Here is a 20,735-nt window from a genome sequence, read left to right as displayed (position 1 = left end):
AAATTCGCGCTCGCAATGCGCATTCAAGGAGGAAGCATGACCAAGGCATGGCGCCCACCGATGGGCTGGAATAGCTGGGATTCATACGGTACGACTGTCAACGAGCAAGAGGTCTTGGCCAATGCTCAAGCCATGCACGATAAGCTGCTGCCCGCCGGCTGGAACACGCTTGTTGTAGACATTGCCTGGTACGACCCCACCGCCCGCGCCCACGGATACAACGAGAACGCACCGCTGGTCTTAGATGAATACGGCCGCCAACTGCCCGACCCCCAGCGCTTCCCCTCAGCTGCGAATGGAGCCGGCTTCAAGCCGCTCGCCGACCAGATTCATGCGCTCGGGCTCAACTTTGGTATACACGTGATGCGAGGCCTGCCCCGCCTAGCGGTCGAGCGTGATCTGCCCGTTTTTGGCACCCCCTACACCGCCAGCCAGATTGCAGACACAAGCCACGTGTGCTCTTGGAATCCCGACAATTACGGCATTGACCACTCCCAGCCCGGCGCCCAAGCCTGGTACGATGCGCAAGTTGACCTTTTTGCGCTCTGGGGCGTGGACTATCTCAAAGTCGACGATATGCAGACTCCCTTCTACTCGGAGGAAATCGCCTCCTATGCGGCCGCTATCGAGAAGGCTGAGCGCGCCCACGGCTGCGAGATAACGCTCTCCCTCTCGCCCGGCGGCTGGGTGCCTACTACGCACGTGGACTTTTTGCGTGAGCATGCCCAAATGTGGCGTATTTCCGACGATTTGTGGGATCGCTGGTCTGACATCTTCCAGCAGTTTGCACGCCTTGCTCGCTGGGCTCCCTTCCAACGCAACGGCAGCTGGGCCGACGCAGACATGCTTCCCCTAGGGCACATTGGCCTGCGGGCTGAGCGCGGCGACGACCGCCAATCCTTGCTCACACCCAACGAGCAGCGGACCTTGCTGACCTTGTGGGCCATGGGGCGCTCGCCGCTCATGGTGGGCGGCGACCTGCCCACGAGTGAGCCTGCAACACTGGAATTGCTTGCCAATCCCGCCCTGCAAGAGGTGACAGCCGGGTCGAAGGGCAACTGTGAGATTATCCGCGAGCGAGTCGGCGCCGAGTGGGGCAAAGACGAAAGCTACTTGGGCGACCAAATCGTGTGGAAGGCTGAGGCTGCTGACTGGGCCGATGGCACCCCCTCCGCCCACGCTGGCGGCTTCTACGCTGCTATCTTCTGGACCGGCTCCGAGCCCCACGAGTTCTCAGTGGCCCTCCAAAGCATCGTCGGCATCGCCAAAGCCTCCCAACCCTGGGCCATAACCAACCTCTGGAAAGGCCTAGAAACCCTGGAATCCGACGCTCGCATCGAAGGCGAAGGCCCCGACCGAGTTATCGCCGCCACCATCCCAGCCCACGGCACCGCCTGGCTATCCTTAGATCCGACCGAGCCCGAGGAGTGAGCGCAAGCAGGAGCTAAAGCTTTTGTGTCTGTATGCACTGGTTTGGAGCAAGATTATGTAGATGTTGACCGGACTGCAAATGGTAAAAACCGTCTGTATTCCCCTCATTGATTTAATCTATGCAAGAGTTCAAAGAAAACCCGATATGCCGCCCTTTTTGGAAGCCTAATGTCAGATTATCGGCAATCCTAATGTAGGATTATCGGTAACTCTAATGTAGGATTATCGGAACTTCTATTGTAGGATTGTAAGAACTGTTGGTGTAGATTTGTGGAAAAGGGGCGGGGCATGATTCCTCGGGAGCAAGAGCGTTTGTTGAAGCAGATGGCGGGCTGGTTTCCGGTGCTTTCGGTTACTGGGCCTCGGCAAAGTGGCAAGTCTACGCTTGTGCAGGCTGTGTTCCCTGACTACGAGTATGTGAATTTGGAAAATCCGCAAACGCGCACTGCCGCCGCGCAAGATCCTGTTGGGTTCATTCGTAACCGCCCGAGCAATCTGATTATCGACGAAGCTCAATATGTTCCCGAGCTATTTTCTATGATTCAAACTGCTGCGGATGAGCGTAATCAACCGGGGCAATATGTGCTGTCTGGCTCGCAGAATTTCCTTATGCTCAAGCATATTTCCCAGTCTCTTGCCGGGCGGGTGGGGCTGTTGAAGCTGTTGCCATTGAGCTATAGGGAGGCGAGCGGAGCCTTGACTTCGGAGGGTTCGGAAGGTTTAACGCCGGGGCTCAGTGCTGACGAATTCATGCTCAAGGGCGGTTATCCGCGCCTGTGTGCGAGCGTCGATAGTGCTGGAGAGCTCCTGCCTGCGCAATTGTTCTACTCGAACTATCTCTCTACATACGTGGAGCGCGATGTTGCCGATTACTTAGATGTGCGTAATCTGGCTGGTTTTCGTAAGTTCCTTCGCTTGTGTGCCCTGCGTACCGGGAGCTTGATGAACTATTCGCTTCTGGCCCGAGATGCGGACGTTGACGCGCGCACGGCAAAGGCCTGGCTCTCGATTTTGGAGAGCTCCTACTTGGCATTCACGATTGAGCCATACTATGCGAATGCGGGCAAGCGCATGGTCAAGACGCCGAAAATGTACTGGTACGACACTGGTTTGCTCTGTTATTTGCTGGGTATTTCTAACTTGCGCCAACTGCTGTTGAGCCCGTATTTGGGTGCTGTGTTCGAGAATCTGATTGTTGCCGAACGGCTCAAGTCCTACCTTAACCGCGGTAAGGAGCCTCAGCTGTATTTTTACCGCGACGCCGAGCAGAACGAGGTAGATTTGCTGGACTACAGCAATCCCGAGGAACCTGCTCTGGTTGAGATCAAATCGGGGCAGACCTACCGCGATAGCTGGGCACAGGGCTTGAATCGGTTAGGTGAGTTGCTGGGAGTTGGCAAAAGCGGCCGCTTCGTAGTCTCTCGCGTCGAAGACTCCTTCGCCGCCCGTCAAGCCCAAGTCCTCACTGCTGCTGATTGGCTCTTAAGTGAGGTTGGCTGATGTTTGTGTCGTAGGCGTAGGCGTAGGCGTAGGCGAAGGGGCTGGGCGGGGTCACCGTTACATTGCCTCCGCTGTTCCTCCGCCTATGACCTTTCAACGTAGTCAGGGATGAGTAGTTGGTGTTGAGTGTGCGCAAGGAACTATTGCGGGTTAGTTGGTGGTTGGTTGGTTTGATTCTTGGGTTGGGGCGGGCTGCTTGCGCTTTGTGCTGTGGTGCCTGATGTGGCGGCTGGCGTAGGTGAGTCCGGCTAGTGCGCTGGTGGCTAGTAGTCCGCCGCCGCCCCATTGTTGTAGGGGGATAGCTCCGGACTGGGGGAGGGTGAAGGTGGGTGCCCAGCGGGCGTAGAGGGTCATGTTGCCGTTTACTGGCATGGCGGCGAAATCCCATTTGCTGCCGCCTGTTGTGGGGGTGGTGTACCAGCCGAGGAGTACGTGGCCGCTTTTGGTGGGTTTGGGGTTGGGTTCGCTTATGGTGCTGCCGGCAGTGAGTACTGCGACTCCTTTTGGCGTGTTTAGTGTGCCGCCGTTGGGGTCAAACAGGGCAGCGAGACCGGGAACCTGTTGAGCAATGCTTCCGTCGAAGCTGACAGTGCCTGAGGCGTAGGGCAAGGAGAGCTTGGTGCCGAACGTGTAGCTATAATGCCCTGGGTAGGAGCATTCCCACTCGTAGGTGCCATTGTTGGCGTTGTATGTGTAGCCGGCTGGCCCTACCCGATCGTTGTTATGCTCGTCTTTAGCTGCAGGCGAGTAGGTGTCCGGATTGTGGCTGATGGTGGCGGGGCCTAGGACGAATGGGTCGTCTGTGTAGCCGGGCGAATCTGGTAGGATCAGCTGTTGCCCAGATAGTGTGACTAAATCAGATGAGGTAATTTTAGTGAGTCTGTTCCAGTCGATGCTGCTGATATCAGTAATCTGATTGTTGTGTAGTTGTATTAGTTGTAATTCAGTGAGGCTGTTCCAACTGACGCAATTAATATCAGATATCTCGTTATCAAACAAAGAGAGAACTTGAAGCTTGGTGAGGTTGCTCCAGTTGGCGCTAGCTATACTCGCTATTTTATTCTTAAATAAGATAACATAAGTGAGGCTGGGGTTATCGAGAGCGCCTACGGTTGTTATCTGATTACGGTATGCTTCTATCCTGCTGAGGTTGGGTAGCCCGGTGATGGGGCTGATGTCGGTTATTTGATTGTTGCTAATGTCGAGGCTTTGGAGTTTGGTGAGGTTGCTCCAGTTGATGCTGGCTATGCTCGATATCTTATTTCTCTGTAATTGGAGACCTTGGAGGCTGGGGTTATCGAGCGCGCCTACGGTTGTTATCTGGTTAGAGTTTGCGCTCAGCGTGCTGAGGTCGGGTAGTCCGGTGATGGTGCTGATGTCGGTTATCTGGTTGTTGTAGAGGCTGAGTGTTTGGAGTTTGGTGAGGTTGGTCCAGCTGATATCGGCTATGCTCGATATTTTATTATGGCTCAGGATTATGTATGTGAGGTTGGGGTTGTTGAGGGCGCCGGTGTTCGTTATCTGATTAGCATCTACGTTTAGATGGGTGAGGCTTGGTAGTCCGGTGATGGTGCTGATGTCGGTTATCTGGTTGTTGTTGAGGCCGAGTGATTGGAGTTTGGTGAGGTTGGTCCAGCTGATGCTGGCTATGCTCGATATTTTATTCTGGCATAGGTTGAGTATTGTGATATTTGGGTTGTTGAAGTTACCCACGTTCGTTATCTGATTAACGTTAGCATCTATCCTAGTGAGGCTTGGTAGTCCGGTGATGGTGCTGATGTCGGTTATCTGGTTGTTGTCGAGGTCGATGTTTTGGAGTTTGGTGAGGTTGCTCCAGTTGACACTGCTTACGCTCGTTATCTTGTTGTTTTTCAGATAGAGGTGTTCGATATTGGGATTGTCAAAGCTGCCGAGGTTTGTTATTTGATTATTCTGCGCCCGCAGCCCGGTGAGGCTTGGTAGTCCGGTGACTGGGCTGATGTCGGTTATCTGGTTGTTGGCGAGGTCGATGTTTTGGAGTTTGGTGAGGTTGCTCCAGTTGACACTGCTTACGCTCGTTATCTTGTTGTTTTTCAGATAGAGGTGTTCGATATTGGGATTGTCAAAGCTGCCGAGGTTTGTTATTTGATTATTCTGCGCCCGCAGCCCGGTGAGGCTTGGTAGTCCGGTGACTGGGCTGATGTCGGTTATCTGGTTGTTGGCGAGGTCGATGTTTTGGAGTTTGGTGAGGTTGGTCCAGTTGATGCTGGCTATGCTCGATATCTTATTTATCTGTAATTGGAGACTTTGGAGGCTGGGGTTATCGAGCGCGCCTACGGTTGTTATCTGGTTAGAGTTTGCGCTCAGCGTGCTGAGGTCGGGTAGTCCGGTGATGGGGCTGATGTCGGTTATCTGGTTGTTGTCGATACGGATTTCTCTGAGCTTGGTGAAGTGTTGAATGCCCTCAACGCTTACGATTCCTGCACTTTGCGCTTTAAGAGTGTCGAGGCTATCGACGAGGGCGGTGGTGAGGGTTGCAGATGTAGATGTGCGGAGTGCTGTGGCGATTTTTGCGGCTAGCTTGGGGTCGGGAACGCAGGTGGCGATGCTGCTGCTGTTGATAGTGCAGTTGCTGCCGCGAGGGCTCAGCTGAATGGCCGGAATGGCTGGTGCTGGTTGGGCATGATGGGCCGAAGTATCTATGCGCTGCGCTGGTTGAGTGCCGCTAGAAGCGGGTTGCGCGTGGGCTGGTGTGCTGACCGCTACCCCCCCCCCCAGGAGAGTTAAGAATAAGGTAAATGCCGCAAGGCCGAGGGCTCGTGTGTTTCGCATGGTAACTCCTAACGGACGATTATCTGAGCGTGTAATGAAGAATGGCTAGAGCTGGAAAAGTGCATGTGCGGTCGCCGGTTTTATGCCAGTAAGGGTGATGAATTGCGTTTGACTGCGTGCCTGCTGCTGGTTTTGGAGCGCTGCTTTATTGCATAACTCCCGTATCCTGCTGCTGCCAGTGCGCTAGTTGTTAGAAAACCCGCTCCGCTCCACAGCTGAATCGGGGTATTCCCGGCCGGTGGAAGAGCGACGGCTGGAGTCCAGCGGGCATAGAGGGTCATGTTGCTGTTCACCGTCATAGTAGAGAAATTCCATCTGCGGCCGCCCTCGATTGCTGTGTACCAGCCCAGGAATTCATTCGCGGCGCCCTTCGTTGGTTCGTCACTTGGCTCGCTGATATAGCCTCCGGCAGTGGGAACGGCCACGATTGTGGGGGAGAACAAGGAGCCGCCGTTGGGGTCGAAGGTTACTGCGTATCCGGATACGCCTTGGGAAATAAGGCCGCTGAATACGATGGGGTCGGCAATGTAAGGCAGGATGACGTTGCCTTTGAAGGCATATCGATGGTTTATTGGGTAAGAGCATGACCAAATATAGGTGCCGTCGCTGGGATTGTAATAGCCGCCGCAGGGGGTTTGACTATTGGTGTTGTTTACGGCATCTATGTCTGGCACGGCGAAGATGTTTGGGTTTGAGCTGATAATGGCTGGGCCGAGCGTAAGGGGTGTGTCGGTGTAGCTAGGGAGAGCTGGTAAACGTACGTTTTGATTGGATAGATTGACTTTGCTTGAGTTCCTGAGGCTAGTGAGTTTGTTCCAGTTGATGCTACTGATATCCGTAATCTGGTTGCTGTCTAGGTAGAGCTCAGTGAGTTTGGTGACGGTGTTCCAACTGATGCTTTCTATGTTGGCGATTGTATTGTTGCTCAGATTTAGATATATGAGGTTGGGGTTGTTGAGGTTTCCTGCGTTGGTGATTTGGTTATAAGAAGCGTTCAAGTGCGTGAGGCGAGGCAGTCCGGTGACTGGGCTGAGGTCGCCTATCTTGTTGGTGTGCAAGTCGAGTTCGCGGAGTTTGGGGAGGTTAGTCCAGCTGATACTGGAAATACTGGGAAGTCTGTTGTTATCTAGGCTGAGGTAGGCGAGCTCGGGGCTGTTGATGTTGCCAGCGTTGGTGATTTGGTTGTTGGAAGCGTTCAAACGAGTGAGTCTGGGTAGTCTTGCTGCCGGGCTGAGATTGCTTATTTGATTGTTGTTGAGGCTAAGGTTTTGGAGTTTGGTGAGGTTGCTCCAGTTGACGCTGGCTATGCTGGTGAGGTTATTGTTGTTGAGTATGAGGCTTGTGACGTTGGGGTTGTTGAGGTTTCCTGCGTTGGTGATTTGGTTGTTGGAAGCGTTCAAACTGGTGAGGCGGGGTAGTCCGGTGACTGGGCTGAGATCGCCTATTTGATTGTTGTTGAGGCTGAGGTTTTGGAGTTTGGTGAGGTTGGTCCAGTTGATGCTGGTTATGCTGGGGATTGTATTGTAAGACAGAGCCAAATTCAGAAGTTTGGGGTTGTTGAGGTTGCCTACGCTTGTGATTTGGTTGTTGGAAGCGTTCAAACTGGTGAGGCTGGGTAGTTCAGTGATGGGGCTGATGTCAGTTATTTGATTAACGTTGATGGTCAGTGTTTGGAGTTTGGTGAGGGCGGGCCAGTTGATGCTGCCTATGCTGGCGAGATTATTGTTGCCTAAGCTGAGGGTGGTGAGGTTGGGGTTGTTGAGGTTGCCCACGCTTGAGATCTGATTGCTAACCGCCACTAATTTGATAAGGCGGGGCAGTCCAGTGGCGGGGCTGAGGTCTGTTATTTGATTAGTGCCTAGGTCGAGACTTTGGAGTTTGGTGAGGGCGGGCCAGTTGATGCTGCCTATGCTGGTGAGGCTATTGTTGCTGAGGTTGAGGGTGGTGAGGTTGGGGTTGTTGAGGTTGCCTGCGTTTGTAATCTGATTAGCGCTTGCTGTCAAGCTGGTGAGGCGGGGTAGTCCGGTGACCGGGCTGAGGTTAGTTATTTGATTATTGATGAGGCTGAGTGTTTGGAGTTTGGTGAGGTTGGCCCAGTTGATGCTGGTTACGCTGGTGAGGCTATTGCTGCTGAGGTTGAGGGTGGTGAGATTGGGGTTGTTGAGGTCGCCTGCGCTTGTGATCTGATTGCTGGATGCATCTATGCTGGTGAGGCTGGGTAGTGCGGTGACTGGGCTGAAATTGGTGATTTGGTTATTGTTTATGGTGAGTGTTTGGAGTTTGGTGAGGCTAGCCCAGTTGACGCTGGTTACGCTGGTGAGGCTATTACTGCCCAAGTTGATCGACGTGAGGTTGGGGTTGTTGAGGTTGCCTGCGTTCGTGATCTGATTGGAGACTGCCATAATGCTGGTGAGGCTGGGTAGGTCGGTGACTGGGCTGAGGTCGGTGATTTGGTTATTGTTTATGGTGAGTGTTTGGAGTTTGGTGAAGTGTTGTATGCCCTCAATGTTTGTTATGCCGCCACGAGATGCGCTGAGGTTGGTGAGACTGTCGATGAGAGTGCTGGTGAGCGTTGCCGAGCTAGTGGTGCCGAGTGCTGTGGCGATTTTTGCGGCGAGCTTAGGGTCGGGAACGCAGGTGGCGATGCTGCTGCTGTCGATGGTGCAGTTGCCGCCGCGGGGGCTTAAGTGAGGGGCCGAATGAGCTGGTGCGGGCGCCGGAGTTGGTGCTGGTGCTGGTTGTGAATCGTGTGCGGGAGCGTCTTCGCTGGGTGCAGGTTGAGCGTTATCGGATGCGGGGTTGGCGTAGGCCGGGGTGGGAGCCGCTAAACTAGCGTACCCCCCCCCCCAGGATGCTCAAGGACAGCCCAAGTACGGTAGCACTAATGGCTTGTACGGTACGCATAAAAACCCCTCCGCAAGGCCTGTGAGCGCTGCGTAGTGCCCGGCCTATCAAATCTCATACATTTGCGCTGTGCGTAGCCCAATAAGGCGCGGCACTTTTGCAAGTTTCCCAACCCACACTCGCAAAACCACTCATTGCACGCTTTAAGACCTTATCCTACCATCCGCTCATCCCCCCACCTCCCCCCAAAACTACAACCGTGCAAATCACCACAATTCACAACCAGCAAATACCCCAAAAGCGTTGCCCAGTATGCCCGTTCGACGTGTCTCACACCCAGCTGACGCATGCGTAGTTTCCTTTGCTTAGCTTCCGATTCTTAGCTGATGGCGTTGCCATGCAGTTCTGTGGATCGGTGTAAACCGTACTTTTGGGAAGCAAACCAAGGCAATTGCAAGACTTTTATTCGTCTGCGTCACTGCCGCTGATGTCTCGGATTTGGCCTAGTTTTAGGGCTATTTGTAGGGTGAAGGCTTCTCGGGGGTTGGTGGGATCCCAGTTGGTTACTTCGATGGAGCGCTTGAGGCGGTAGCGCACGGTGTTGGGGTGCACGCTCAGCTTGTTGGCGGTCAGTTCTAGGGAGCGGCCGCAGGTGAGGAAGGCGCTTAAGGTGGCGAGCATGATGCCGTGCGGGTCGCCCTGCTTGAGGCGCAAGTAGGCTTCGCGGTAGAGCTGGTCAACGGCGAACTGGTCGCCCACTAACGCTCGCTCGGGCAATACGTCGTCGGCATGCAGGGGGCGCATCGCTCCACCGGCGAAAGTAGCATCTTCGGCAGCTGGTGCCACTTGGTAAGTGGTGAGTGCGGCTTGGATTGTTTCGGCTGCTCCTTCCACATTTTGGCGCAGGGGGCCTAAGCAGACGGGCGCGCTTTGGGAGAAGAAGTGGAGGAGGCCGATGCTTGCTTCTTCGGGGCTGCTTTGATCTCGCGGGTTTACCAGCACGATAGTTAAATCGTTGTGGTCTGAAACCAAGCACTGGCCGCCGGTAGACTGCACCTTGCGGCGGATGCGGCTGGCGATAGCGGAGGAGCTGAGCTTGCCGCTGCGGCTGAGTTTGCCCACTAATGCAAAGCAGGAGTATGTGTTAGGCCATCCTAAAACTGCCATTTGCGAGGCGACTTTGCTATCTGCCGTGCCCTGAGCCAGGCTCTCCATGGCGAAAGTCTCGGTGCGCACGTTCCAGTTTTCGCGCATCTCGGCGGTGTCCGCATAAATCGCGGCAGCGGAGAAGGCCACTTCGCGCGCGTAATACAAGATAGCGTCGAGGGTTTGGCGCTCGCGGCCCGGCTTGGCGAAGGTGGCAACATTGCCTTCGAGCAGGTCCACAATTACGCGCGTCACGTCGAGGGTTTGGCGCAGGCTCACTACTTGCGTGAATTCGAGCGGTGCAATAAAGAAAATGTGGTCGAGAGAGGGGCGGGGCGCGTCTTCGGCGGCCGAGTTGGCCTCCAACTCGTCGAGCCAAGAGACAAAATTCGCTACTGCCGTCTCAATAACAACGTTGAGCGTAGCCTTGTCGTCGTCTGCCAAGGATTGGTACCAAGGCAGGGTTTCGCTCAGATGCTCCTGCGCCTGCTGCAAAATCTGCTGGACCGGAGCGGGCAAGGGCTGCTGGCTGGGGGCATCGCGCTTGGGCAGATTGCGATGGGTGCTTTCGCCCAGCATGCTAGTACTGTCAGCGGTGCTGTTTTTGGCCTTAGTATGCCATTGCAAGACATGCCACAAGTTGTGCTCGACCACAGAACCGCTACCGCCCCGGCTCTTGCTCTTAGCCGGTTTGCGACTATTCGAGCGGCTCGGTGATGCCCCAGATTTACCCATGCCCTTAGCATAGCCACCTTCGCTGGAAGAGGTAAAGAATTGACCAAAAGGTGGAACCGAATTTGTGGGAATATACAAAACATGCCGGCCGGTTTTGTAGCTGGCTGGCTTTTGGGCAGCGCTCCAGCTGATTAGGTTGGTGACTTGTGAACCAACAAGCGCAAGAGGTGAATCAGGAGGGGGCGTGGGGCATATCGACACCCGCGCTCAGCTCATTGCGCCTTATGGAAAGCGTGGATTCCACCAATACTTACCTTGCGCGCACGCTTGCTGCTTTGCCGGGCGATGATGCCCGCGAGCGCCTGCGCCAACTGGGCTTAGAGCCGGGCTGGCAGTCCTTGCAAGAGCCCAACCAAGTAGGTGTAGGTGCGCCGCCAGTTCTTCCCCTCGCTCTAGCAATTGCTGACCAGCAGACTCGCTGCCGGGGGCGCTTAGACCGCGTTTGGTACAACCAATCTGGGCAGTCCTTCCTGGCGTCTTGGGCGGTTGCGGTGCCGACTGACTTGCTTACCGGGCCCACTGCTGGCTGGCTTCCGATGGCTGTGGGCATGGCTGTTGCAGGCGGACTTGAGCAGACTTTGACCGCTTGCGGCGCTCGCAACCTGACCGGAAAGCGCTTTGACCAAGCCTTGCGGTTGAAGTGGCCCAATGACTTATTCTGCTCGGGTCGCAAGCTGGCTGGCGTGCTCTGCGAGGCGCTGCCGGTGGGGCCGCAGTGGTCCGTACTTGTGGCGGGAGTAGGGCTGAACCTTTTCGTTCCTGCCGATTCGCTGCCGACTGCTGAGTCAACTTCTTTGCAATATCACTATTGGCCGCTGTCTGGGTATGAATCCTTAAGAAACCAGCTGGCAGTAAGCGTAAGCGAGCATATTAGCCGGGAGTTGACTGCGCTTGCTCAGAGCGGGGATGAGGCGCAGCAGGCCTTTTGCGATTTGCATGAGCGCGTGGTTGAGCGGTCTTGGACTTTGGGCAAGCCGGTGGAAGTGCGCCCGGTTGCTGGGCCGAACTTGAAGGGTACGGCCGTGCAGATTGCGGCGGATGCCACGCTGCTGGTTGAAGATGGCAGCGGCGAGCGGGTCTCGGTGTCTACTGCGGATGTGGGCGTGCTGCCGAGTTTGCCTACCCAAGGTTCGGATATGAAGCAAACGTAGGGTGCTTGCTTTGATCCCGGCGCGGGTGGGGTGGGCGGTTAACCCTCAAAAATAAGCCCAAGAAACGTTATACAAATGGTTGACTGCGGGAGGTTCCATGAAGAAGCTGCTTATTGCGAATAGGGGCGAGATTGCGCTGCGCGTGGTGCGTACGGCCCAAGAAATGGGCATCGCTACCGTTGCCGTCTATGCCAATCAGGACCGCGACGCTGCCTACGTGCGTATGGCCGACGAGGCATACCTGCTTCCCGGTGAAACCAACAATCAGACCTATTTGAACGAAGATGCCATCCTCGACCTTGTCAAGCGTTCGGGGGCTGACGCGGTCCATCCTGGCTATGGTTTCCTCTCCGAAGTGCCCTCTTTTGCCCGTAAAGTAGCCGAAGTGGGCATTGCTTGGGTGGGGCCTTCGGCTCAAGTCTTGGTCGATTTGGGCGATAAGATACAAGCCTGCAAAGTGGCTGAGCGCGCCAAAGTGCCTACCGTTCCGGGCATTAGCGAGCCCGTGACCGACATTCGTACCCTGCTCGACTTTGCTCAGAGCGCGGGCTATCCGGTCATGATGAAGAAGGCGGACGGTGGCGGCGGGCGAGGCATTACGCTCATTCACGACGACGACGAGCTGCGCACCTTTTACATGAACCACGATGCCTTGCAGGGCGGGGATTTGGGCGACTATTTCATCGAGAAGTTTGTGGATAGGGCCCGGCATGTGGAAACGCAGTCTGGCCGCGACCGCAACGGCTCCTTCACGGTCTACTCCACCCGCGACTGCTCCCTCCAGCGCCGCAACCAAAAGCTGGTAGAGGAAGCCCCCGCGCCCTATCTGTCGTATGTGGTGGCCTCCAAGTTGGAGGAGTACTCGCGCAGGCTCTTCGAAGCGGTGGGCTACGTGGGATTGGGTACCTGCGAATTTTTGGTGACTCCGCTAGAGAAAATCTACTTTTTAGAGGTCAACCCGCGCTTGCAAGTGGAGCACACGGTCAGCGAGGAAGTGAGTGGACTGGACTTGGTGCGCGAGCAGCTGGTCATCGCTTCGGGAGGGCCGCTCACCCCAGCTCCCGCACCGCGTGGGCACTCCTTCGAGCTACGTATTACCTCCGAGGATCCGGCTACGAATCTGACTCCCAGCTCGGGCACGATTGAAGCCCTGCACTGGCCCTCCGGCCCTGGTATTCGCATCGATTCGGGCGTGGACGTAGGCAATACGGTCTCTCCGCGAGACGATTCGATGATGGGCAAGCTCATTGTGAGCGCACAGACCCGCGAGGCCGCCGTGGCTCGCGTGCGCCGGGCTTTGAAAGAGATAAGCGTGGAGGGTGTGCCCACGCCAATTAGCCTTTTCAAACAGATATTCGCCAACCCGGAATTTACTGCCGAGCACGGCCATTCCTTTGATATTTCAACCAAATGGGTGGAGCGCAACTATCTCACTATGGAGCCGCAAGCAGTCAAGGCGGGCCAGCCAGCTTCGGTGAGTGGGGCAGAAGAAGAGGAAGAGCCAGTTGAGACCTTCAATATTGAGGTTGATAACAAGCGCGTGACGCTCACCCTACCCCAATCGATGATTGCGGGCGCGGTCGGCGTGGCGGCGCGAGCCAGCGGAAACGGCGGCAGTAGGGCGAACTTGCGTTTGCAGCAACCCTTGCGTGGGCAGGGAATGAAGGACAGGCGCAGTCGCAACGAGGGTGAGGATGCGGCCCGCTCTGGCGTGATTGTGGCCACCATGCAGGCGGTCGTGACCCGTATTCAGGTGGCTCAAGGGCAGGAAGTCGACAAGGGCGACCTGCTGGTGGTGCTCGAATCGATGAAGATGGAAAACTATGTGTACGCTCCGGCCAAGGGGCGGGTACGCAAGATAAACGTAGGGGTCGCCGACGGTGTAGATCCTGGCCAAACCTTGGTGGAGCTCGACTTGCACAGTGGCAACAAGGAGCGTGGTGCGGGCGCAGAGTCGGGTAAGTCGGCTGAATCGAGAGAATCGGGCAAGCAAGCGCAGGCGGGCAAAAGCGGCGAGGCCGGCGCGAATGATGAGCAGCAAGGAGGGCAGCAATGAGAGCAAGTGCGGCAGCGGTAAGAACCGTTAACCCTACTCCCAAGACGCAAGCGCCGGGCGCAGCTGAGCCTGCTTCCGAGAACAAGCAGCCCGTGCGGCAGGCCATAGCCCGAGCAGCCAGCCTCGCTAAAGAAGCCGAAGAGCGGGCCCGCGACCGCCAGCACGCCAAGGGCAAGCACACCGCCCGAGAGCGCCTCGACCTGCTCTTTGACTCGGACACCTTCGAAGAAGTCGGCCGTTTCGCAGGCGGCGACATCGCAGGCGGCAAAGCTGGTTCGGCGGTTATCACCGGTTTCGGGCAGGTCTACGGGCGTAAAGTGGCCGTTTACGCGCAAGACTTTTCGGTGCGCGGCGGCACACTAGGGCAGGCAGAAGGGCAAAAAATCTGCCGTCTCATGGACTTGGCTATGGAGATTAGGGTGCCGATAGTGGCCCTGATTGACTCGGGCGGCGCACGCATTCAAGAGGGCGTGGCGGCGCTTACCCAGTACGGGCACATCTTCCGCAAAACCTGCCAAGCCTCAGGCTTTGTGCCGCAGATTTCCCTAATTCTAGGGCCTTGCGCCGGGGGAGCGGTCTACTGCCCAGCGCTGACTGACCTTATTATTATGACCCGCGAAAACTCCAACATGTTCGTCACCGGCCCCGACGTGGTGAAGGCGGCAACAGGCGAGGTGATTAGCATGGACGGGCTGGGCGGCGGCCAAGTGCACTCCTCCACCTCGGGCGTGGCCCACTATTTGGGCGCGGACGAGGCTGATGCTATCGACTACGCGCGCACGGTGCTGGCTTATTTGCCTGCCAATGCTAACGAGGATGCGCCCACTTACGCCTATGCTTCCGGCCATGCTGAGCGCGAGGCTGCTAAGCGCTTGGTGAGCGTGGTGCCCGAGAGCGACCGCCAGCCTTACGACGTGCTCGACGTGGTGCGCAACATTGCCGATTACGGCGAATTTGTGCAAGTCCACGAGCTGTTTGCCCCTTCAGCAGTGGTTGGTTTTGCCTGCTTGGAGGGGCATCCGGTGGGCATAGTAGCCAATCAGCCGCTAGTAAATGCGGGCAGTTTGGACGTAGACTCTTCCGAAAAAGTGGCCCGGTTCGTGCGCCTGTGCGATGCCTTCAACCTGCCAGTAATCACTTTGGTAGATACGCCCGGCTACAAGCCTGGTTCGGATCAGGAGCACGCGGGCATTATTCGCCGCGGAGCCAAGGTCATATACGCCTATGCCAACGCTCAAGTGCCGCTGGTGACGGTGGTCTTGCGCAAGGCTTTCGGCGGTTCCTACATTGTGATGGGGTCAAAGTCGATTGGCGCAGACATCAATTTCGCTTGGCCCACCTCGCAAATTGCCGTGCTAGGTGCTCAGGGAGCCGTCAATATTATCCACCGGCGCGACCTGCAAAAAGCCAAGGAGGCAGGCCAAGATGTAGACGCTCTGCGCTCGCAGCTGGTGGCCGATTATGAGAGCAGTACCGTCAACGCCAATCTTTCGCTGGAAATGGGCGAGATAGACGCCATGATCGACCCCGACCAGACCCGCGAGTCCATCGTCGACGCTTTGCGCACCCTCGCCTCCAAGCGCAGGAAGCGATTAGTGGACAAACACCACGGAAATCAGCCCTTGTGATGGCTGGTAAACCATAGAAACGCTTAGCAAACCAGACCAGAACAGTTAGATTCGAGAAAAAAGGAAATCATGACAAACCCACTCTTCATTGACCGACTCGCTCAGGAGCCCCACGCCCTACTCTTCGCTGGTCAATCCACGCCCTGGACCTCGGCTCTATCTGATTTGGTGCGCGATCCGAACATGGAAGGGCTCTTGAAGGAGCATGCGCAGTCGGCTTCACGTCTGCTCAGCGCCGTGTCTGCGGACCTGCTGGCCACCAACGGCCGCCCGCTCGACCTCTTCTCCTATCAGGCCAATCCGGCAAAACTGGGTGCTGCGGCAGACGCTTCCGCTTCGGTGCCCGGCATTGCGCTCGCCCAGCTGGGTGCCCTCATTGACATGGACCAGATGGGATACCGATTGGCAGATTCTCGCCCGCTGGCGCTACTGGGCCACTCTCAGGGAGTTCTGCCTGTACACATGGCTCGGGCCATACAAACTGCCGGTTCTTTAGGCGCTGCCAGCCGCGAAATTGACCAGATTCTCGCTACTGCCATGCTTATTGGTGCCGCTGGTACTCGGCAGTTGCGCCGCCTCGGTATTCATGCCCAAGGCCAGGCCACTCCCATGCTTTCGGTGCGCGGGGCGACTGCTCAGCAGGTGGAGATTTTGGTGGGCCGCGTAAACTCGCCGCGGGGCCCGATTTCGGTAGCGGTTACCAATTCTCAGCGTCATTTGGTGCTTTCTGGGTATCCGGAAGATTTGGCTGCTTTCGCTATCGAAGCGGGCAAAGAAGCCAAGCGTCAGGCCGCATTGCGCGAGAGCAAGGTGCGCGGCGGCACCCCCTTCGCTCCGGTGCTCGAATATTTGGAAGTCAGCCTGCCCTTCCATTCTCCGCTCATGCAAGACGCGGTTGAAGAGGCCACGGCTTGGGCTACCAGCTGCGGTTTGGACGCTGAGCGGGCCCGGCTTTTGGCCGATGAAGTCTTGGTGCGCCCGGTTGATTGGGCCGGTCAGGTGAGTGCGGTCTTGGCGCAGAGTGAGCCTAGCAAGCTGTGGTTGGTGGACTTTGGGCCGGGGGAGACCTTGGGCAAATTGGTGGGTAACCTGACGCAAGGCACGGGCGTGGGCGTGGTTGAAGCTGGCACAAACGCTCAGCGCGCGGCCCTGTCTACTCTCGAAGGCCAGCCCGAGCGCAGCCAGAATTGGGCCAACTTCAAGCCCGCTCTTATCAATACGCCTGCGGGGCAGAAGATTTCCACAGCCTTCAGCAGGCTCACGGGCAAGCCTCCGGTGCTGCTGGCTGGCATGACGCCCACCACGGTAGACCCGCAAATCGTGGCTGCTGCTGCTAACGCTGGTTATTGGGCCGAGCTGGCTGGCGGTGGTCAGGTGACCGCTGAAGTTTTCGACAAGCACATGCAAGAGTTGGAGCATGAGCTCGAAGAAGGCCGCACAGTCGAATTTAACGCTATGTTTATGGACCGCTACTTGTGGAATCTGCAATTTGGTTCCCAGCGCATCGTCTCGAAAAAGCGCGAGTCCGGCGCTCCCATTGACGGTGTGGTGGTCTCCGCCGGCATTCCCGAACTCGATGAGGCTCAGGAGCTTATCTCCCAGCTCAACGCGGACGGCTTCCCCTACGTGGCTTTCAAGCCGGGCACGGTTGATCAAATTCGTCAGGTAGTGGCGATTGCCAAGAAAGTAGTTCCCAAGCCTGTGATGATGCAGGTGGAAGGTGGCGCTGCGGGCGGTCACCACTCTTGGGAATCGCTCGACGACCTGCTTTCAACTACTTATGCCCAAGTGCGTGAATGTGAGAACATCATCTTGGTTGCGGGTGGCGGAATTGGTACTCCTGAGCGTGCTGCCGACTATATTTCCGGCTCCTGGTCGCGCGCCTATGGTCTGCCAGATATGCCAGTCGATGCCGTCATGATTGGTACTGCGGCTATGACCGCTAAGGAGGCTCACACCAGCCCGGAAGTCAAGCAGGCTCTGGTGGCCACTCCCGGTATTGATATGACTCAGCGAGACCCTGATCCTTTCGCTCCTATTGGCGAGCGTTGGGTGCCCTCAGGTGAGTCGGTGGGCGGCGTGGGCTCCGGCTTAAGTCACTTGCATGCCGATATTTACGAGTTGGAGAATGCTTCGGCTGCCTGCGGACGTCTGCTGGTGCGCGTGATGAAGCATCCGGAAGAGTTGGAAACCCGCCGGGCGGAGATTATTACGGCCCTCAGCAAGACGGCCAAGCCCTACTTTGGTGATTTGGAATCCATGACCTACCTCCAGTGGGCCCAGCGCTTTGCTGAGTTGGCCTGCCCTTGGGCCGATGATACCTACGTTGACCGCTTCCTGCACTTGCTGCGCCGGGTGGAAGCTCGTGTGTGCAGTAAGGAGACGGGCGAGTTTGAGTCTATGTTTGTGGGCCGCGAGGATGTGCGCGAGCCCGAGCAGGCCTTGCAGCGCTTGAGTCAGGCCTACCCGCAGGCTGGCGATCTCAAGGTGACTCCCGCTGATGTGGCTTGGTTCCCTGTTTTGGTGCGCGAATACCCCAAGCCCATGCCTTTCGTACCGATTATCGACAACGACCTCCTGCGCTGGTGGGGGCAGGACCAGCTCTGGCAGTCCGAAGATTCGCGCTATAGTGCCGATTCTGTCCGCGCTATTCCCGGACCCATCTCGGTAGCTGGCATCACTACTGTCGACGAGCCGGTGGCTTCTATTTTGGGCAGATTTGAACAAGTGGCTCTCAACCGGGTGGCGCAAGAGTCGGGGAGTGCTCCTGCTGAGGCCTATTCGCAGCTGGCCTGTGCTCGCTCTGCTGAGGAGTTCATCCGCCGTAGTCCTCACGTCTCTTGGGTGGGCCATTTGATGGATAATCCTGCCTATGGCACCGAGCTTGGGGATCGCAATTATGAGATTCGCTCGGCTGGTTCAGAGCAGGGCTTGGAGCGTTTTGACCTCGATATTCACTTGGATACCTTCTGGGACAACGATTCCGACGGTGGGGCCAGTAAGCATGCAGTTCGTCATATCGTCGTGCCACTGACGGTGGATCCAAGCACTCCAGGTTCCTTCCCGGTGGTGGATCGCCAGCGCTTGCCCCAAGATGTGTACGCTATGCTGGCTGCGACTGCTGGTATTAGCAACACTGCTATTACAGGCGACCAGTTGACGGCCATGCCAGCCATCGAACAAATAGATGACAAAGTCAGCTATCCCTTTGGTGTGGCGCATGCGGCCTATACGCTTTCTGCCAACTTGGGCTTCGACCACGAGGCTGTCACTGGTGCTGCTCTTCCTCCGAGTTTGATGCCTTCTGCAATTGCTCCAGATGCTTTGGTTGGCCCAGCTTGGCCAGCGATTTACACGGCTTTAGGCTCGGTATATGTTGAGGGCTTCCCTGTTATTGAGGGTCTACTCAACGCCGTCCACCTTGATCACTTAATTGAGTTGGAAGTGAGCGAAGACGAACTGCTTGCGCACACGGGCGAACGCATTGTGCTCAGCTCTTGGGCCGAGAATTACCAGGAGTCCGCTTCGGGCCGCGTGGTTACGATTCACGTGCGCCACGAAACGCAAAATGGCAAGGTTTTGGCCAACGAAGTAGAGCGCTTCGCCATTCGCGGCCGCGCCTACTCCGATCAACTGCCTATTCCTGCCCCCGATTTTGGTGGGATTGAGGCCGACCGAGTCGATACTCCCCGCCGCTTGCTGCGCAAAGTCACGGTCACAGCTCCCAGCGATATGACTGCTTTCGCCCGTACTTCCGGCGATTTCAACCCCATTCACACCTCGGTTCGCGGTGCTGCCATCTCAGGCCTCAAGGCCCCGTTGGTGCACGGCATGTGGCTTTCTGCAACTGCCCAGCACGCAGCGCAAGCCAGCGACGAGAAGGGCAACCACTACGAGATTGCTGGTTGGACTTACAACATGTATGGCATGGTGCAGCTGGGCGACAAGGTGGAGATTTCTGTTGAGCGAGTGGGCAAAGTCAACCACGGCGGCCTAGTTTTGGAAGTCACCTGCCGCATTGATGGCCAATTAGTTTCACGTGGAACATCCATCGCTCGCGCCCCCCGCGCTGCCTATGTGTACCCAGGCCAGGGCATTCAGCAGCAGGGTATGGTCTTAGACGAGCGTGCCAAGTCTGCCGCCGCCCGCGACACTTGGGAACGAGCCGACGCGCTCACCCGCGCCAAGCTGGGCTTCTCCATACTGGCAGTCGTACGCGATAACCCCAAGACACTCACGGCTAAGGGCGTTACCTACCACCACCCCGAAGGCCTGCTCAACTTAACGCAGTTCACTCAAGTGGCCTTGGCAACGGTGGCTTTCGCTCAGACCTCCCGCCTGCGCGAGTCCGGATCCGACATCTGGCCCGCCTACTTCGCCGGTCACTCCTTGGGCGAGTACAACGCGCTGAGCTCTTTTGCAGGGGTAATTCCTTTGGAAACGACTCTAGAACTGGTCTTCCACCGCGGCTCCACCATGCATTCGCTGATTGAGCGCGACGAGCAGGGCCGTTCCAACTATCGGATGGGAGCTCTGCGCCCCAACCAGTTTGGGCTGGGCGACGCTGAAGTCAGGGATTATGTGGCTTCTGTGGCTGCCGAGTGCGGCGAATTCCTTGAAATTGTCAACTATAATCTGGCGGGCCAGCAGTATGCGGTTGCCGGAACTATCGCAGGCCTGGAGTTCCTCAAGCGCGATTCCAACCGCCGGGCCAAGGAAGCGGGCGGCAAGCCAGCCTTCATGTATGTGCCCGGTATCGACGTGCCCTTCCACTCCTCGCGCTTGCGCAAGGGCGTGCCCGAATTCCGCGATACGCTCGATGCCTTGCTGCCCGAATACATCGACTACTCCCGCTTAGAAGGGCGCTATATTCCTAATCTGGTAGCTCGCCCCTTCGAGATGACCCGCGAATTTGCGGCCTCCATTCTCGAAGTGGTGCCCTCTGAGCGCATCAAGGCTGCGCTGGACGACCCGGCCCTGTGGGATTCGTATGCGACTGATAAACAGAAGTTGGGGCGCTTGCTCTTGACGGAACTCCTGTCTTGGCAGTTCGCTTCTCCGGTGCGCTGGATTGAAACGCAGGCGCTCATGTTTGGCTCGCGCGAGCAGGGCGGATTGGGCGTTGAGCAGCTGGTCGAGGTTGGTTTGGGTCATTCGCCTACTTTGGCCAACATGGCTGCGAAGACCTTGCTTCTGCCCGACTTCCGCGAGCGGCAGGTGAGCGTCTACAACTTGGGTCGCGACGAAGCGCGGGTCTATCTTACTGATTCTGACCCCATCGCTGCTATTGAAGATGACGAGCCCGCGCAGTCTGCTCCCGCCGGTCAGCAGGCGGATAGTGCTGCTGCTACCGAGTCTGCTGCCGATTCAGCGCAGTCTGCCCAGTCTGCTCAATCTGCCCAAACCGCTCAAGAGTCCGCTCCTGCCGCTGCT

The 20,735-nt window shown here is 56.9% G+C and carries 8 protein-coding genes and 2 pseudogenes; 6 read left to right on the top strand and 4 right to left on the bottom strand.

Annotation, left to right across the window (positions count from 1 at the left end):
- The first annotated feature begins 60 nt into the window (after window positions 1–60).
- Together R8377_RS07005 and R8377_RS07000 are read left to right on the top strand one after the other, a co-directional pair.
- Window positions 61–1,431: a glycoside hydrolase family 27 protein gene (locus R8377_RS07005; RefSeq protein WP_317643735.1), complete on the top strand. Its 1,371-nt coding sequence runs from the start codon at window positions 61–63 to the stop codon at window positions 1,429–1,431.
- Between the two features lie 288 nt (window positions 1,432–1,719).
- Entirely contained in the window at window positions 1,720–2,931 is a 1,212-nt protein-coding gene (locus R8377_RS07000; RefSeq protein ID WP_317642786.1) for an ATP-binding protein, read from the top strand.
- A gap of 150 nt (window positions 2,932–3,081) precedes the next feature.
- On the opposite strand, the gene R8377_RS06995 is transcribed toward R8377_RS07000, so the two are convergent.
- The 4 genes and pseudogenes from R8377_RS06995 to R8377_RS06985 form a co-directional block, all read right to left on the bottom strand.
- A complete protein-coding gene (locus R8377_RS06995; protein ID WP_317642785.1) occupies window positions 3,082–5,742 on the bottom strand; it encodes a leucine-rich repeat domain-containing protein in 2,661 nt (886 codons plus the stop codon).
- Window positions 5,743–5,822: 80 nt separating this feature from the next.
- Entirely contained in the window at window positions 5,823–8,144 is a 2,322-nt protein-coding gene (locus R8377_RS06990) for a leucine-rich repeat domain-containing protein (protein WP_317642784.1), read from the bottom strand.
- A 42-nt stretch (window positions 8,145–8,186) separates the two neighbouring features.
- Window positions 8,187–8,297: pseudogene (locus tag R8377_RS07870) on the bottom strand (leucine-rich repeat domain-containing protein); the annotation flags it as partial.
- 751 nt (window positions 8,298–9,048) lie between these two features.
- Window positions 9,049–10,467 carry a PucR family transcriptional regulator gene (locus R8377_RS06985; RefSeq protein ID WP_317642783.1) on the bottom strand — a complete coding sequence of 473 codons (1,419 nt, stop codon included), beginning with the start codon at window positions 10,465–10,467 and terminating at the stop codon, window positions 9,049–9,051.
- Window positions 10,468–10,613: 146 nt separating this feature from the next.
- Between R8377_RS06985 and R8377_RS06980 the strand changes: the two genes are divergently transcribed.
- From R8377_RS06980 to R8377_RS07865, 4 genes and pseudogenes are all read left to right on the top strand, one after another.
- Window positions 10,614–11,618 (top strand): biotin--[acetyl-CoA-carboxylase] ligase, encoded by a 1,005-nt coding sequence (locus R8377_RS06980; protein WP_317642782.1) that lies wholly within the window; start codon window positions 10,614–10,616, stop codon window positions 11,616–11,618.
- 97 nt (window positions 11,619–11,715) lie between these two features.
- Window positions 11,716–13,674, top strand: coding sequence for an acetyl/propionyl/methylcrotonyl-CoA carboxylase subunit alpha (locus tag R8377_RS06975; protein WP_317642781.1), 1,959 nt, complete (start codon window positions 11,716–11,718; stop codon window positions 13,672–13,674).
- On the top strand, window positions 13,671–15,302 hold the full coding sequence (locus R8377_RS06970; protein ID WP_317642780.1) for an acyl-CoA carboxylase subunit beta: 1,632 nt from the start codon (window positions 13,671–13,673) through the stop codon (window positions 15,300–15,302). The genes R8377_RS06975 and R8377_RS06970 overlap by 4 nt, the downstream gene beginning before the upstream one ends.
- Window positions 15,303–15,371: 69 nt before the next feature.
- Window positions 15,372–20,637 (top strand): annotated as a pseudogene (locus R8377_RS07865) (fatty acid synthase subunit beta domain-containing protein); the annotation flags it as partial.
- Window positions 20,638–20,735 lie beyond the last annotated feature (98 nt).

The organism is Bombiscardovia apis, from assembly GCF_033095945.1.
In the GTDB taxonomy this organism is placed as follows: Bacteria; Actinomycetota; Actinomycetes; order Actinomycetales; family Bifidobacteriaceae; genus Bombiscardovia; species Bombiscardovia apis.
The sequence above is the reverse complement of the archived record's forward strand: the minus strand, read 5'-3'. Positions and strand labels throughout refer to the sequence as shown.